The 15,063-nt window shown below is 39.7% G+C and carries 19 protein-coding genes and 1 pseudogene; 12 read left to right on the forward strand and 8 right to left on the reverse strand.

Annotation, left to right across the window (positions count from 1 at the left end; translation table 11 throughout):
- Window positions 1-51 precede the first annotated feature (51 nt).
- A pseudogene (locus B2727_RS03585) lies at window positions 52-687 on the reverse strand (SDR family oxidoreductase).
- Between the two features lie 211 nt (window positions 688-898).
- The gene (locus tag B2727_RS03590) at window positions 899-2,002 is read right to left on the reverse strand and encodes an MBL fold metallo-hydrolase (RefSeq protein ID WP_005202573.1); all 1,104 of its coding nucleotides are present in this window, start codon (window positions 2,000-2,002) and stop codon (window positions 899-901) included.
- A gap of 261 nt (window positions 2,003-2,263) precedes the next feature.
- Between B2727_RS03590 and B2727_RS03595 the strand changes: the two genes are divergently transcribed.
- From B2727_RS03595 to B2727_RS03630, 8 genes are all read left to right on the forward strand, one after another.
- Window positions 2,264-2,911, forward strand: coding sequence for a hypothetical protein (locus tag B2727_RS03595; protein WP_005202575.1), 648 nt, complete (start codon window positions 2,264-2,266; stop codon window positions 2,909-2,911).
- A 17-nt stretch (window positions 2,912-2,928) separates the two neighbouring features.
- Window positions 2,929-3,894, forward strand: coding sequence for a 2-hydroxyacid dehydrogenase (locus B2727_RS03600; protein WP_005202578.1), 966 nt, complete (start codon window positions 2,929-2,931; stop codon window positions 3,892-3,894).
- A 111-nt stretch (window positions 3,895-4,005) separates the two neighbouring features.
- Entirely contained in the window at window positions 4,006-4,593 is a 588-nt protein-coding gene (locus B2727_RS03605) for a 1-acyl-sn-glycerol-3-phosphate acyltransferase (protein WP_005202579.1), read from the forward strand.
- Window positions 4,594-4,763: 170 nt separating this feature from the next.
- Window positions 4,764-6,161 carry a M48 family metalloprotease gene (locus tag B2727_RS03610; RefSeq protein WP_374755509.1) on the forward strand — a complete coding sequence of 466 codons (1,398 nt, stop codon included), beginning with the start codon at window positions 4,764-4,766 and terminating at the stop codon, window positions 6,159-6,161.
- A 59-nt stretch (window positions 6,162-6,220) separates the two neighbouring features.
- Complete coding sequence (locus tag B2727_RS03615; RefSeq protein ID WP_005202581.1) at window positions 6,221-6,715, forward strand: GNAT family N-acetyltransferase; 495 nt, start codon at window positions 6,221-6,223, stop codon at window positions 6,713-6,715.
- Window positions 6,716-6,777: 62 nt separating this feature from the next.
- A complete protein-coding gene (locus B2727_RS03620) occupies window positions 6,778-7,143 on the forward strand; it encodes a GFA family protein (protein WP_005202582.1) in 366 nt (121 codons plus the stop codon).
- A 40-nt stretch (window positions 7,144-7,183) separates the two neighbouring features.
- Window positions 7,184-7,543 carry a hypothetical protein gene (locus B2727_RS03625; protein ID WP_005202584.1) on the forward strand — a complete coding sequence of 120 codons (360 nt, stop codon included), beginning with the start codon at window positions 7,184-7,186 and terminating at the stop codon, window positions 7,541-7,543.
- Window positions 7,521-7,928 (forward strand): hypothetical protein, encoded by a 408-nt coding sequence (locus B2727_RS03630; protein ID WP_005202585.1) that lies wholly within the window; start codon window positions 7,521-7,523, stop codon window positions 7,926-7,928. The genes B2727_RS03625 and B2727_RS03630 overlap by 23 nt, the downstream gene beginning before the upstream one ends.
- 89 nt (window positions 7,929-8,017) lie before the next feature.
- Here B2727_RS03630 and B2727_RS03635 read toward each other — a convergent pair whose 3' ends face one another.
- Together B2727_RS03635 and rpsU are read right to left on the reverse strand one after the other, a co-directional pair.
- Window positions 8,018-8,464 (reverse strand): GatB/YqeY domain-containing protein, encoded by a 447-nt coding sequence (locus B2727_RS03635; RefSeq protein ID WP_004808327.1) that lies wholly within the window; start codon window positions 8,462-8,464, stop codon window positions 8,018-8,020.
- Window positions 8,465-8,493: 29 nt separating this feature from the next.
- The gene (gene rpsU / locus B2727_RS03640; RefSeq protein WP_004652785.1) at window positions 8,494-8,709 is read right to left on the reverse strand and encodes a 30S ribosomal protein S21; all 216 of its coding nucleotides are present in this window, start codon (window positions 8,707-8,709) and stop codon (window positions 8,494-8,496) included.
- A gap of 145 nt (window positions 8,710-8,854) precedes the next feature.
- On the opposite strand from rpsU, the gene tsaD reads away from it, so the two are divergent.
- The 3 genes from tsaD to B2727_RS03655 all read left to right on the forward strand — a co-directional run bounded on the left by tsaD (window position 8,855) and on the right by B2727_RS03655 (window position 10,995).
- Complete coding sequence (tsaD, locus tag B2727_RS03645) at window positions 8,855-9,862, forward strand: tRNA (adenosine(37)-N6)-threonylcarbamoyltransferase complex transferase subunit TsaD (protein ID WP_005202586.1); 1,008 nt, start codon at window positions 8,855-8,857, stop codon at window positions 9,860-9,862.
- Window positions 9,863-10,043: 181 nt separating this feature from the next.
- Window positions 10,044-10,547 (forward strand): hypothetical protein, encoded by a 504-nt coding sequence (locus B2727_RS03650; RefSeq protein WP_005202589.1) that lies wholly within the window; start codon window positions 10,044-10,046, stop codon window positions 10,545-10,547.
- Between the two features lie 124 nt (window positions 10,548-10,671).
- Window positions 10,672-10,995: a hypothetical protein gene (locus B2727_RS03655; RefSeq protein WP_005202590.1), complete on the forward strand. Its 324-nt coding sequence runs from the start codon at window positions 10,672-10,674 to the stop codon at window positions 10,993-10,995.
- 8 nt (window positions 10,996-11,003) lie between these two features.
- On the opposite strand, the gene B2727_RS03660 is transcribed toward B2727_RS03655, so the two are convergent.
- The 3 genes from B2727_RS03660 to B2727_RS03670 all read right to left on the reverse strand — a co-directional run bounded on the left by B2727_RS03660 (window position 11,004) and on the right by B2727_RS03670 (window position 13,194).
- Window positions 11,004-11,930, reverse strand: coding sequence for a DMT family transporter (locus B2727_RS03660; protein ID WP_005202591.1), 927 nt, complete (start codon window positions 11,928-11,930; stop codon window positions 11,004-11,006).
- Window positions 11,927-12,505 carry a TetR/AcrR family transcriptional regulator gene (locus tag B2727_RS03665; protein ID WP_005202592.1) on the reverse strand — a complete coding sequence of 193 codons (579 nt, stop codon included), beginning with the start codon at window positions 12,503-12,505 and terminating at the stop codon, window positions 11,927-11,929. The genes B2727_RS03660 and B2727_RS03665 overlap by 4 nt, the downstream gene beginning before the upstream one ends.
- Before the next feature lie 146 nt (window positions 12,506-12,651).
- A complete protein-coding gene (locus tag B2727_RS03670; RefSeq protein ID WP_005183342.1) occupies window positions 12,652-13,194 on the reverse strand; it encodes an HPP family protein in 543 nt (180 codons plus the stop codon).
- 91 nt (window positions 13,195-13,285) lie between these two features.
- Here B2727_RS03670 and B2727_RS03675 point away from each other — a divergent pair, with 91 nt between their 5' ends.
- Window positions 13,286-13,846: a TetR/AcrR family transcriptional regulator gene (locus tag B2727_RS03675; protein WP_005202593.1), complete on the forward strand. Its 561-nt coding sequence runs from the start codon at window positions 13,286-13,288 to the stop codon at window positions 13,844-13,846.
- Window positions 13,847-13,910: 64 nt separating this feature from the next.
- Here the strand turns inward: B2727_RS03675 and B2727_RS03680 are convergent, their stop codons facing one another.
- Window positions 13,911-15,011: a DUF6670 family protein gene (locus B2727_RS03680; RefSeq protein WP_005202594.1), complete on the reverse strand. Its 1,101-nt coding sequence runs from the start codon at window positions 15,009-15,011 to the stop codon at window positions 13,911-13,913.
- Window positions 15,012-15,063 lie beyond the last annotated feature (52 nt).

The following is a 15,063-nucleotide window of genomic DNA, read 5'->3' on the forward strand; positions in this document are numbered from 1 at the left end:
ACTTGGTAGGATCGGACACGCAGGGTGCCTGTTTGTCCGATTTTTTCATATTTAGATGAAATAAGGTTGATCGGCATCTGAGTGTGGTTTATTGAGCCCTAAGTTTTTTCTAGAGGCTAATGCTGGCGTTTGAATAATTTTCACCACGAAGGCAGCGACACTTTTACGTGAGATGACCGTGCCTTTAAAATGCTCATGGCGTTCCGTTGTTTCATAGTCAATTTCATCTTCATCCATGAGTCACGCCGCACGCAAAATACTATAATCCAGATCAGAGGCTTCTAATAAATCTGCTGCTTTACGATATGGGCCAAGGTATTTGCCGATTTCATTGCGATTCCATTCACCAAATTTACCTTTGACTTCATCATAAATGCCTAAGGAGTTGATCAGAATAATACGTTTAACGCCTGCGCCGTGCATAGCTTCAATGATATTCTGTGTTTGCTGTTCTAATTCACCAGCAAGGTTGGCATAAACAATATCTTGACCTTGGACGATCTGTTTTAATTTTTCCAGATCTAAAACATCCGCTTCAATGACTTTTGCATTGTTCGGCAAATCAGTGCCTAATTTTTTTGCATCACGGAGTAATAGCGTTTGAGTCAGTTCAGGCTCGTTGGCTAACATGTTAATGACCCATTGAGCAATTTGACCTGATGCGCCAAGAATTAATACTTTTTTCATTTTGAACTACCTTTATTTCACTTTTTCATTCAAGAAAACACATGTGAATGTCATTTTCTTGATCTTTGATGATTTTATTTAAGCTTAAAAATACGAAAAGGATTGACCTGAAATGCTCAGTTGTTTGCCTAATTTGATGAGCTTGTCGATTTTTGCAGTATCCATAAAAAAGCCCCATCGAAATGAGGCTGATATAACAATTATGATTGAATTAGCGAATATTCTTCCACCACTGTTTAAACGGTTGCTGTTCATTATCCAGCTCAACCAATTCTCCAATCATCGGCGTCGCAAGGCGATATTTTCTGCTTTTTGAATATTCAACAATACGGGTAATCGGTTCATACCAAGCATGCTTGGCCAAACTGAATTTTGAATGGTGTACAGGAATCATATTACGCGCATTCAGTTCTTCAGTGGCTTGGGCAACCTCATCAGGATGGCAATGTACTGAACGCCAAGCGGCGTCATATTGCCCATTTTCCATTAATGCCCAATCAAAGGGACCGTATTTCTGTCCAATCTCGACAAAGTGCTTGTCATAACCACCATCACCGGTGTAGAAAATCTTTTTATTCGGGGATTGAATCACGAAAGAAACCCATAAATTCTTACCACCATCAAAGGCACGTCGTGAATCATGATGGGTGGTTTCAGTGATAATGCTAATCCCATCATCAAACTCGATTCGATCACCCCAATCTCGCTCGATCAGTTTATTTTTGGGATAACCCCAGTATTCAAAGTGTTCACCGACGCCTAGACCAGTAATCACGTATTTAACTTTGTCTTTGAGTTTAAGTGCCGTTTCATAATCTAAATGGTCATAGTGATCATGCGAAATCAGCAAATAATCAATCTCAGGTAAATCCTCAACCCGATAGATATCAGTCCCTTTATAGGCGCGTGTGCCCCAAGGGAAAGGAGAGGCTTTGCCACTCATAACAGGGTCGATCAAAAAGGTTTTACCATGCAACTGCATAAATACCGATGAGTGTCCAAACCAGATCATGACATCTTGTTTTGGATCAAGAGCAAGTAGATTGGTTTTAATGGAAGGAATGGGATCAATCGGATTACGATGAGGAATGGTTTTAATAAAGGTTTTATAGAGTTCAACCGCAATACTAGAGCCTTCGCTCATGCCTGATTTTTCAATTAAATTTCGAAATTGACCTTGGCGATAGTTGGGAGAGCTTTCAATGACTTGTAGTCGTTCACCAGAAGGGATTCTACCGAATAAGGGTTGTTGTGCATATATAACACTCGCTGCAATAAGCAGGGCCACGGCGATCGCAACAAAAAGAATAAGCATAAATGGAGTCAACCTTTTCATTTGAGCATTCGATACGATATTAATAAAAACTAAAAGCGACAAAATGATGAAATATTGTCTAAAAGTCGATGAATGAAAACTTGCCTATTGTTATTGAATATTTGCCTAAACGAACGAGAATTGAATGTGTATTGATGTGATTGAGCAAAAGGAAGTCATTTAGCAGGACTTGGTTTATGCTAGACTATGCAAGGTTACAGTGTTGTAAATCACTGTGAGTCAAGACAACGAGTAGGTAGCATGATCGGGCAGCAAAGAAACATATTGGCAACTTTAGGAATAGATGTTTGGATTCCTAGAGAAGTGGTATGTCAAAAAAATACTGCACCGAACCTATGGCGAGATCAAATTGTTGAAGAAGCTTCGCAACCGTTGACACCGATATTAGATGTCGTACCAACGCCAAAAGAAATTCAAGTTGCATCGCGACCAACATTAGCGATCACTGAAAAAGAAATTCCTCAGCCTACAGAAATTATTGCCAAGCCTGTTGTAAAAGAAGCTGTTGTTGAAAAAGAACAGATTGTTATTACAACGCAGATTCAGGCATTTGAACTGCAAATGTATGTTTTAGAAAACTGTGCCATTTTGTTGGAAAGCAGTCAGCTCAGCGATGCACAAAGGCAGCTCTGGCAAAATATTCAAAAGGCACGATTGGGTCAATACGCAGAGTTGAAATGGCCATTTCCCTTGGCTGCATTTCAAGAGAGCAGAGGACTACCATCCTATATTCAAGGCTTTCTGGATGCTACTGCAAGCGGCAGAAAGATATTATGCTTAGGTCAACTGGACTTTATTCAGCATTCTAATATATTACATTTAGCGAGTTTAGAAGAAATGCTGGCTCAACCTGTCTTGAAAAGACGATTGTGGCAGCTCATGCAATAAAGAACGGAAATCGAATCATGAAGAAAGTCGTTGTATTCAGCCAAATAGATCAGGACGTGATAGCGCAGTTACAGCAAGATTATCAGGTGGTGGTGCTCAATCCTAAGCTTGGTGATATCAATGAACAGATTCGGGCCGAAGTCGTTGATGCCGATGCCATGATAGGTGCAGGGCGTTTACTCAATGAAAGCAACTTAGCACCTGCACAAAAACTTAAAATTATTTCGACCGTGTCGGTTGGCTATGATAATTATGATGTCGCCTATCTCAATCAAAAGAAAATTTGGCTTGCCAATACGCCACACGTTTTAACGGAAACCACAGCCGATCTAGCCTTTAGCTTGTTACTGAGTGCCGCACGTAAGATTCCACAATTAGATGCTTGGACTAAGCAAGGGCAGTGGAAGCGTACCGTTGCGACGGAACAATTTGGGGTAGATGTTTTCGGCAAAACCCTTGGTATTATTGGCTTGGGTAATATTGGAGCCGCGATTGCCCGTCGTGGTTTTTATGGTTTCAATATGAATGTTTTGTACCATAATCGCCGTGAAAAGATTGAGGTGGCTCAGGCCTTCAATGCACAGTATCGTGATTTAGATCAGTTATTGCAGCAATCTGATTTCATTGTAGTGGCCGTTGATTTGAATACTGAGTCTAAAGCACTGATTGGTGCAGAACAGTTTGATTTAATGCAGAAACATGCAGTGTTTGTGAATATTGCTCGCGGTTCGGTGGTGGATGAACATGCATTGATTGAAGCATTACAGCAAAATAAAATCTTTGCCGCAGGTTTGGATGTGTATGCCAAGGAACCACTACAAAGTTCTCCATTATTTGAGCTAGCAAATGCCGTGACTGCACCACATATCGGTTCGGCAACTGCTGAAACACGTCAGAAGATGGTCAACCTTGCCTATCAGAATTTGATTGATGCATTAGAAGATCGTACACCTCGCTATTTAGTGAATCCGAAGTTTGAATAATTGCTTACAATGCTGATCATTTGATTGCTGCATTATTGTGCGGCCTCATCTTTTTAAATTGATTAATATTGGTACACTTGCGCCCTTTGTGACTTCGTCTTGGGGTGTCTGGTGTTCGAGAAATTAGCTGAACAAAGTTTGGGTTTAATGGGCTGGGAAATTGACAATCATTGGGATTTAAATATTGACCAATGCGTCATGATTGCGGCCCCGCATACCAGCAATTGGGATGCTTTATATGCCCGTTTAGCATTGAAAGCCTTGGGTGTTAATGTGCGCCTGACCATCAAAGACAGTTATATGAAATTGCCATTTGGTCCTTTTGTGCGTGCAATGGGGGGGATCGGTATTGATCGTCGTGCCAAGCATGAAGGTCAAGAACGTCCAAGTATGGTTCAGCTGATGAGTGATTTATTTAAGACGCACCCTAAGTTAGTCATGCTAGTGACTCCAGAAGGAACGCGTGCTAAACAAGAGCAATGGAAAACTGGTTTTTATCATTTGGCAATAACAGCGGGTGTACCGATTGCACTTGCGTATATGGACTATGCCAAGAAAAAAACAGGTGTAGGAAAAATTGTTTATCCTACAGGGGATTATGAAAAGGATATGACCGAGATCATGTCTTTTTATGCCACGATCAATGCGAAATTCCCAGAGAAATTTAGTGTAGATCAGCGTTACGTCGCGGCAGAGTAATTCAGTCGATTTCAAAAATCATAAAGTAAGGCGGGATTTTCCTGCCTTTTATAACACTTTGTTGCAAATTTCTCCTTTTTTCAATGCTATATTAAATTTCTTTATTAAAATCATAGAGAAACCACTTGAGATCGTTCCTGCTCGCCTGTGGCCTTTTCGCCACAACTCAACTGAGTCACACTGAGGTTTTTTTGCCTGCGCATAGTGCTGGGCAAACAGAAGTGCCTGAAATTGGCAGCGGTATAGGTTTACTCGATCAACAAAAAGAAAAATTTATTGGCGAAAAAGTCTATCGTGAAGTACATCGTCAAATGCCAACGGTGCAAGATGCATGGTTGGAGGATCAGTTCTTGCAGGTCTTTTCAGGTATTTTAAGTCAGACTCAACTTGGTCAACCGATTGGCTTGGTGATTATTAAAGATCCTCAAATTAATGCCTTTGCCGTTCCTGGTGGTTTATTTGCATTGAATACAGGTTTGATTACTTCAGCTAAAAATCTGGATGAGATTGCTGGGGTTATGGCGCATGAGATTGCACACGTTGCACAGCGACACTATAGCCGCTCTCAAGAAGCATTTAAGGGGCAAGGTTTGCTTGCATTGGCGGGGATTCTTGTTGGGGCTGCCATTGCATCTCAAGCCGATGGCAATGCGGGTGCAGCGGTAATGATGGGGACCCAAGCGGCATTGATGGATAAGCAGTTGAGTTATAGTCGTAATCAGGAACGTGAAGCGGATCGTATCGGGATGCAGTTTATGTATGCTGCAGGTTATAACCCACAGAGTATGGCAGATTATTTTGAAACCATGCATCGTGCCACCAGTCGTGTTAGCTTTTTACCAGACTTCTGGTTTACCCATCCTTTAACCACTGAGCGGATGAGCGAAGCACGTTTACGTGCTAATCAATTACCGAAAGTGAAGTCAAAAATTTACGATCTCGATTTTGAAATTTTAAAACTCTATACCTTAGTGGTTTCAAGTCAGGCCACTGAACTTCAATTACAGTCAATGGCAAATCAAAAAAATACAGCTGCACAATTGGCATTGAGCAAGTTCTATCTTGAACAAGGTGACTACGCACAAGCACAGGCCAATTTGGATTTAGTAAAGCCGAAACTCAAGAATCATGTGCTGATTCCTTTGATCCAAACTGATATTTATTTGGGCCAAAATAAGTTAGATCAGGCCTATGCCACAATTAATCCGATTCAAAAGACCATGCCGGAGAATAGAGCCTTGTCCTATAAGTTGGCGGAAGTTTTGATTCGCCAAGGGCAAGTTGCACAGGCACAAACTTTGGTACAACGCTTTATCCACAAAAACCAGCGTGATATAGAAGGCTGGCAATTACTGCAACAAGCCACCAATTTAGATAAGAGTTCACCATTACAAGCAGTCAATGTATTGGGTTATCGTGCAGAGGCAGAGTATTGGTCGGGTTACGAAGAAAATGCAATTAAATCGATGTTACACGCACAACGGTTGGCGAAAGGGAATTTAGCCATGTCAGCCAAGATTGATGCGCGTTTAAAACAGATGCAAGATGAACGCCGTATGCGACTGTAATCGACTTCCTTAGTTGATATTTACTGAGACGTATTCAGTTTAGAAAGAGTAATAACGATATGGAAATCAAACTAGAAAAATTTCATAGGCATGACTTTAAGCTTTATTACCAACTGGTTGGAAATGAAAAAGTTATGGCGATGATTACAGAAAGAGCGATTCCTGAAGAAGAGGCGATGAAAGATTTTCAGTTGCTTATCGTCAATAATCGATTACATCCGAAATTTGGTCATTTTAAAATATTAGATGTGAATACTAATGAATATATAGGCTTAGCGAAATTGGAAATCAAAAACTTGAATGACAATGAGGTTGAGTTGGGGTATATGCTTTTACCAAGTTATTGGGGAAAAGGTATAGCTCGTAAAGTTAGTCAACAGCTACTGAGTGATGCCAAAAAGCAAAATTCAATTCATCGGATATTTGCGATTATTGACCCTAACAATATCGCATCACGTAAAATTTTAACAAGTCAGGGATTCATTCATACAGCGTTCAAAGATTATGATGGGCTTGCTGGTGAAATACTTGAACTAAAGCAGAGCCTTATTTAACTTATATCAAACCATAAAACTTAAAGACGACTTATATTTATAAAACTGAGGGGAAAATTGTTATGATCAAAGGGCAATGTTTGTGTGGTGCTGTGCAGTATCAATATCATGCAGAAATTGAAAACAGCATTTTATGTTATTGCAGTCATTGCCAACAGGCACAAGGTTCAATTGCAGGGTGGAACAGCCCGATTGAGCAAAGCAAATTTGAGTTAATTTCTGGGCAAGAGCAACTGAAAGAATATTTTCATACAGTTAACAAGGCGCGTGTATTTTGTCAAAATTGTGCCAGTCCGCTCTATTCTTATCGAAAGGATTTGCCTGATGTAATTCGTTTACGCCTAGGCACTGTGACAGAAGGTAATATACCCGCACCGAAGGAAGAATTTTTTCTGGAGCATAAACCAAAATTTATTGAATTAAGATAAGATGACGTGCGTAAGCAATTGCTGAGAAGTTAGAACATTTATGAAGAAAATTTTAGTTTTTATTTTTGCGATCAGCAGTGTGGGGATCAGCTCAGCAGCATCGATTGAGCAATATGCAAACTCAGTGGATAAAATTCGTGGTGTATATGCACAGGATATCCGCAGCTTTTTACGGAGTCTGAATCCACAAACGTCACAATTTACGCCTGAGCAGCAAGCAAAGTACTGTCAGATTAATCAGCGTTATATTCAGGATATGTCTGATGCGATTGAACAAAATCGTTCATCATTACCAACGCAATATGCCAACATGAGCAAGCAGGATTTAATCAAGCAGGTGGTTGAATCAAAAGAAATGCAAATGCTTGCGAAATATAATGTTCAGTGTGATTTTAAATAATATGGTGATATCAGAACAGCTTGAAAATATTTTTACAGAAGAAATTGTATTTAAAGATGTAAGAGGCCACTTGGTGGGTTTCTTAAAAGAATCAAAAGCGAAAACTATCGTTTTAAATTATGATGATGTGGGCGAAAAAGTCACAAATAAGAGTTGTATAGATGAAATAGATTTTAAGATTGAAGCGATTGTTTACCAAAATAATTGTCTACTTGGATATAGTACTGTCAGAATATATGTAGCTTTAGGTGAATGTCATATAGAAAAAGCGAGTGGAGTCGTATCTTCAGAATTGGGAAATTTAATTTTGTATTATAGTATGGACAGCGTAGAAGAAGGCGAAATATACGCATATTCTTCAGATCTTATTTATCAGTCTACTTAAATTTGCTGATCTGTAAGTAAATATAAATAGATCTAGTAAGACAAAAAAGTGTTTGGAACTAACACAAAAGTAAGCATTAAAATTTTGGCTTAGCTTAATTTTGCTTTAATTTTAGCAGATACTTGTGCAGGATCGGCACGCCCGGCTATGATCGGACGTAGAGAATTCATCACCTTACCCATATCTTTCATGCTAGTAGCTTCTTGAGCAGCAATCGTTTGCTCAATGATGGAATCAAGTTCTTCCTCAGTCATAGCTGCTGGTAGAAATTGAGAAATAACCTCAACTTCGGCTTGTTCCTTACTAGCTAAATCATCTCGACCAGCGCCAGAAAAGGCCTTGATCGATTCTTTACGTTGTTTAATTTGCTTTTCAATGACCGCAAGAACCTGAGCATCGTCAAGCTCAATGCGCTCATCGACTTCGATTTGCTTAATTGCTGCTTGTACACCACGAATAACCGTTACTGTTGCCATATCTTTGGCACGCATTGAATTTTTTAACACGTCAGTAATTTGGTTTTTTAAAGTATTCATAGTCTCTTCAGCAGTCAATCACAAATTAATTAGTAAAGGCGAGTAGTACGTACAGATTCGCGAGTCAATTTCTTTTGATAACGCTTAACTGCAGCAGCTTTTTTGCGCTTACGTTCTTGAGTTGGTTTCTCATAGAATTCGCGCTTACGAACGTCAGCTAAAACACCCGCTTTTTCGCATGAACGTTTGAAACGACGGATAGCTACGTCTACTGGTTCGCCTTCTTTCAACTTAACTTGTGGCATGTAAAATCCTCTAAGATGATGGATAAGATCTAACGCACTATTGCACTAGATCGCAAGTGAAGGTCAGTATTTTACTCATTTACAACTCAGATCACAAGTCTATAATAGCTCAGATATTACTTTTGATCGTTGTAAAGGCAGTTTAATGATTGTTTTGGGCTTAGAAACTTCGTGTGATGAAACTGGGTTAGCACTCTATGATAGCGAGCTCGGCTTACGTGGACAGGTTCTATATAGCCAGATTAAATTGCATGCCGAATATGGTGGCGTCGTTCCTGAATTGGCTTCACGTGACCATGTTCGCAAGATGATTCCTTTGATTAATCAACTGCTTGAGCAAAGTGGTGTCAAAAAACAAGAAATTGATGCAGTTGCCTATACTCGTGGTCCTGGACTGATGGGCGCACTAATGACAGGTGCTTTATTTGGCCGCAGTTTGGCATTTGCATTTAATAAACCTGCGATTGGTGTGCATCATATGGAAGGTCATATGCTTGCACCATTACTTTCGGAAACTCCACCGGAATTTCCGTTTGTGGCTTTATTGGTTTCAGGTGGGCATACTCAATTAATGGCGGCCTATGGCATCGGTCAATATGAATTGCTTGGTGAATCGATTGACGATGCAGCGGGTGAAGCCTTTGATAAAGTCGCAAAAATGATGAAGCTGCCTTATCCGGGCGGTCCAAATATTGCGAAGTTAGCCTTGCAAGGTGATGCAAAAGCATTTGAATTCCCAAGACCAATATTGCATCAAGGTTTGGATTTTTCTTTTAGTGGTCTTAAAACTGCAGTTTCAGTACAACTGAAAAAGTTAGGTGAAGAAAATCGTGATGCGGATGTGGCTGCATCTTTCCAAGAGGCAGTTGTAGATACACTCGCTAAAAAATCAGTGAAAGCTTTAAAACAAACGGGTTTAAAACGTTTGGTGATTGCTGGCGGTGTCAGTGCAAATCTGCGTTTGCGTGAACAATTAGAAACTTCACTGGCAAAGATCAAGGCACATGTTTATTATGCCGAGCCCGCATTGTGCACAGACAATGGCGCCATGATTGCCTTTGCTGGATATCAACGTTTAAAAGCAGGGCAACATGATGGTTTGGCGGTGACGACAACACCAAGATGGCCAATGACTGAGTTACAACCAACCTAAATGCAACGCATTCTTCTAAATTGATCCTTAGATTATGGATCAATTTAGACCATTCTTATATTTAAAAATCAAATTCTTGATTTATGTACATGGCAAAGAGTTAAAGTCGACGCTATCGTATTAGAGTATTGGATAAATTATTTATTTTTGATGAGCTAAAACTCATTGTGGAGTACAAAAGTTGAAAATTTCTTATATTTTTACATGTGGCCGATTAGAGTCTTTATTTAAGATTCTCTGCCTCACTCAACAAGGTGAGAAAAAGGTCGAGTCAAAAGAAAAAGTCGTTGAACAATATAGAAAAGATATCGCTTTAGGGCGTCCTTTTGAAGAAACTGAACTTTATCAAATAATTGAAAAAAGTGAAGAAAAAATTGTCATTAATCGCTTGAGCAATATTCTTCGAGAAAAACCTACTCAGCAGAAGAGTAGCTTTGATGCAGACGAATATAAGACAGGTGCATGGTCTGAGTTTAGTGATTATAAGCTGGCAGTTCGATTTTCAAATGCGAAAACTGAGTTAAGTGAAAAACACTTTGCGAAAACTGGTGAATACATGACCAGTCGTGGTGTCGCAAAATTGACAGGTTTCAATCCAAGCAACATTAAGAATATGTTGCATCATAAAAGAAGTGTAGTGAGAAAAATGCTCACCACATTGGAAAAATTAGCCAGAGAGTATTGATCTTTAAATCTTGAAATGGATGCAGAGGAAATCTATTGCTCTGCATCTTTTATAATTAATATTTTAATTATCAAATAATTATATTGTATTTTTTTAATAATATATAAATAAAAAGGAGTGAATCATGTGGGTGGTTAAAGCAGCCAATGGCTGTGCATGGTTAAGTATTCTGCTTATTATTGCGGCTACAGGCTTTTCAATCTATGTTCTCAGTATTCCATGTACAACGGATCGAATCTGTGAAATGCCCCCAATTCATTTATTCTTTTTTTTGGTACTGTTGGTCTCGACTGTTTGTAATCTTATTGGCATGGTACTGTCTGCGATAGCAAAGGATGGCGAGCAACCCGTTAAAGAATCAGCAAAAGCAGCATTGTTCTTTAACGGGAAAGTGATTGCATTTAACTTGGTATGTACAATATTCCTACTTTTTATTTTAATGGTCTAGAACATCTTTTAGCTGATTTGTTTTGAACGATCTGCTTTTGACAATACTGCCAGACAAACAAAAATCAAAGCCATTCCAATCCAACCAATCGGGGCGAGTTGTTCACCGACTAATAATACTGCAAACAAAGCGGCAACCAGTGGTTCAAACAAGGTCAGTGTGGTCGCGGTACTGGCTGAAATGGTCTTTAAAGCATAGCCAAATAACAGATAACCGAGAAACATCGGGATCAGCATCATATAGCCCACAACATACAAATTCACAGGTTCATCAAACAGGTTTGAACCCGTAAAAAATAATGTCGGTAGTAAGATTAAAGCACCAAAACCAAAAATTAATCCCATAGATGCTTTTGAGTCGACACCACGATCAATCATCTTTTTTGCAGCCCAAGAATATAACGAATAGGTTAGGGCTGCGATCAGTCCAAGAATAATGCCAATGCTTTTTTGGTCTGCCGCAATCGTTTGTGCAGATGCTTGGGAGTGTGACTCTCCTAGAGAGAGCAGCAAGACACCAGCGACGCCAAAGATAAAGCTGATAAACCACTTGCCAGACAGTGCTTTTTTATCAAAGAACTTCTCCAGTATTGCCGTAAATAAAGGGGCTGATCCGATTGAAACTACTGTACCAATGGTAATCCCTGCCATACGCATCGACGAATAGAAAGCCAGTGGATAAATCGCAACCGAGACCATGCCAATCAACAATAATGGATAGTAAGAGCGAATTTGAGGTAAATGACTGCGGATATTTTTATGGGCCAATAAAGCTTGTAATAAACCACCGCCGCCCATTGCAATTGCGCCAATCGCTAAGGGACTTAGATTTGGAGCATAAGAAGCGGCTGTGCCTGTCGTTCCCCATAAAATAGAGGCAATGAGGACGGCAATAAAACCAGAATGAGCACTGAGGCGAAAAGAGGTGCTACTCACTTTGAAACCTCTTGCGCTAATAGGCTCTGAACTATTTGTTTTGCAGCAAATACTTTGTCACTTGAACTTTCTAAACCGGCACGGGCAATCGAACCCTCCAAGATAAATGAAATCAGTAGTGCCAGTTCTTTGACTCGTTGTGGGTTGGTGCTGAGCTGCTGTAAATGACCCGCTAAAATCGCTTCAATTTCATCTTTATGCTGTTTAACCGCCAAACGTTCAGGACTATGTGCAGGGAATTCTGCGGCTGCATTGAGTAGGCCACAACCACGAAAGCCTTTTTCATAAGCAAATTCTGCGTGATCCTGATAAGCATCAAAAACCGCCAAAATACCGTCAATCGGGGTTTGGATTTGAGCTTTTCTCTTTTCATATAAATCCAGCCATTCTTGATGGCGAGCTTCGATGTAGCAGGTGATCAGATCTGATTTGGTGGCAAAATTATTGTACAGCGACATTTTTGCCACATTGGCTTTCTCTGTAATGCTATTGATGCCTGTATTGCTAATGCCATCGTTATAAAACAATGTAGAAGCTGCATCCAAGATTTTTTGTTTTGCTGATTTAGTGTTCATAGTAAAAAATTATTTATGTATACCGATCTACCTAATTTTATTGAAAAGTAAATTATTTGCAAGGGGAAATTGGAATTTCATTGAATTTAGATGAACAGGATGGCATCGATTAAAACGCTGACATTACGCTTTAATCGATAGATGGATTATTCAATATTTTTCTTACTGTGGATAAAAGCCAATCCATACACAGGCCATTTCTTCTCGGATTTAAGGTTATTGACCAACCATGCCACCATGACGAGTGCAATAGAGCCTAATAACACGGGGAAAAATAAGAAACTCCATTGGTATTGAATGGTATTGGCTGTTAGCAAGATCACCAATGGATTTGCGCCAGCAGGTGGATGAACACAACGCAGAAGTTGCATGGCTGCGATGGCACAACCGACAGAAAGCGCAATGCTCAAAGCTGATGTACCAAAAACTTTAAGAAACAGTAAGCCAATAAATGCTGAGACAAAATGTCCCAAAATTACATTGCGAGGTTGAGCCAAAGGCGATTGCGATACGGCATATAAGATGACACAGGTTGCGCCAAAAGGAGCCATGATAAATAGATTGTGGGTGAATTTACTGAGCAGGATTAAGATCAAGATGCTTAAGGTGCCGCCAATTAAACTTCTTATAATATCAATGGATTGGGGTAAGGGAGCAAGATGTTCTCTACCGTTGAATAAAGATAACATGGTGATCTCACGACTGGGTTGCTTTATGGCGATAATAGAACTAAAATTATAAATAGTACAGATCTGTACTATTTTAAATGAGTAAATCTTTATGTCGAAGTCTGCTGATAAAATTTTGCATACCGCAGAAAAATTATTTTATGGAAATAGTTTTGTTGGTGTCGGGGTCGACCTTATTCGAGATGAATCTGGCTGTTCAAAAACCACGATGTACACCTATTTCAAAAACAAAAATCAATTGGTGAAGTCAGTCTTAGAAGCACGTGATGAAAAGTTTAGGCAGCGTCTATTGGATTATGTGGCGGAGGCAACAGGGCGAGAGGCATTGAACAGGTTGATCGATTGGCACTTATTATGGTTTCAAGAAGATAACTTTAAAGGATGTTTATTCGTCAGAGCTGTGGCTGAGTCGCATTTGGGTGATCAAGACATCATCTCTGTGTCTAAAGAACATAAAGTTTGGATTAGAAACTTGATTACGGAATATTTGCAATCTTATTCAAAAACAGAGATGTTGGTTGAAGTGACGTATACGCTGATTGAAGGGCTCATTAGCCGATTCTTGGTCGAAGGTTATGATGCAAAGGTGGCAGCCGAGATCAAGGATTCAATTAACCAATTGATTGATACTTTGAACCCTCAGAGCAACTAGATTGCAAAGGGAAATGATGAGCCTTTGACGTTTTAGCAAAGACTCATCAACGTGTTCAGTTTATTTAATCCTTAAATGCATTCTGATCTTCTACATCCACATATTCGATATAACCACGGCCTTGAACAGGGGTATTTAAATATTCACCTGTGAAGGTATAAGCACTGGCATAGCCAATGCCATGACCATAACGGAATGGACTATCAATTTCTGCGGTAATATCTAAAACTTTCTGATCAGCATCATCCTTGACGGACCAAGAGAACAATTGCGGTAAGCGCATTTTCTTACCACTTGGTGAAACATAGTCATCGACTTGATGTGCAATCACCTTGAATTCGACATTGGTATAGACTTCAGCAGGCATGTCGGTATGTCGAACATGCAATGTATAGGCTGCTGGTTGACCCAAAATATCAGCTTTAGTGAGTAATAATTGGGTGCTATCCGTCAAATTGATAATTTGATAGGTAAAGAAATCGAGTGGTAATTTATACGGTTCAGGGAGTAGCTTTTTCACGACTCCGTGTGCACCTGTAGCGCGGGCATATTCATAGGTACATAAGCCTTCGGCAGGCGTGATTTTACCTTGATACTCAAGCTGACCTTTGAAGTTTGCCAATAAACTAAAATGATCATAAATCGGGGTTTTGATAAACCATGAGATTTGATTGGTGACATCTAAATCAAATTCAAAGCTGAGTCCATGGTAGGCACCTTTGAGATGAATATTCGGTAGAGTTCCTTGGATCGAAACTTCTTCACCGAGCTCAATAGTTGTCCCATTGTCTTGAATATTGGTCTGTTCTGGAATGATATAAGCTTTGAGTAGATGCTCATCTACCGCAGCAGTACTAGAGAAAAACGTTGCAGTCTTTCTTGGGTCACCTAAGGTAATATCATCATGGTCAAATGCAAGTGCCCCTGGTGTACCCAATAAAATCATAATATTTAAATAACGATGAGGCTCAGGCAGCAGAGGAAAGAAGATCCCATAATGTGTCCAGGTATAAAAAATCCCATCAGTGCGTGGGCGAATGATGTCTGGTTCTGAAAAGGGTGTTGTTGAATATTTTACCGCTTTATCAAGCGTACCTTGTGCCAATAACAGGCTTTTACCCAAAATTTTGCTGGTCAGGGATGTCGGTGGCAATTGTTTCTTCATCTTGTTTCCTAAACTCAATCCATGCTGTGACAGCTAGATTATGAGAAACAAT

Origin of the sequence: Acinetobacter sp. UBA991, from assembly GCF_002292065.1 — a bacterium.
GTDB classification, from domain to species: Bacteria; Pseudomonadota; Gammaproteobacteria; order Pseudomonadales; family Moraxellaceae; genus Acinetobacter; species Acinetobacter higginsii.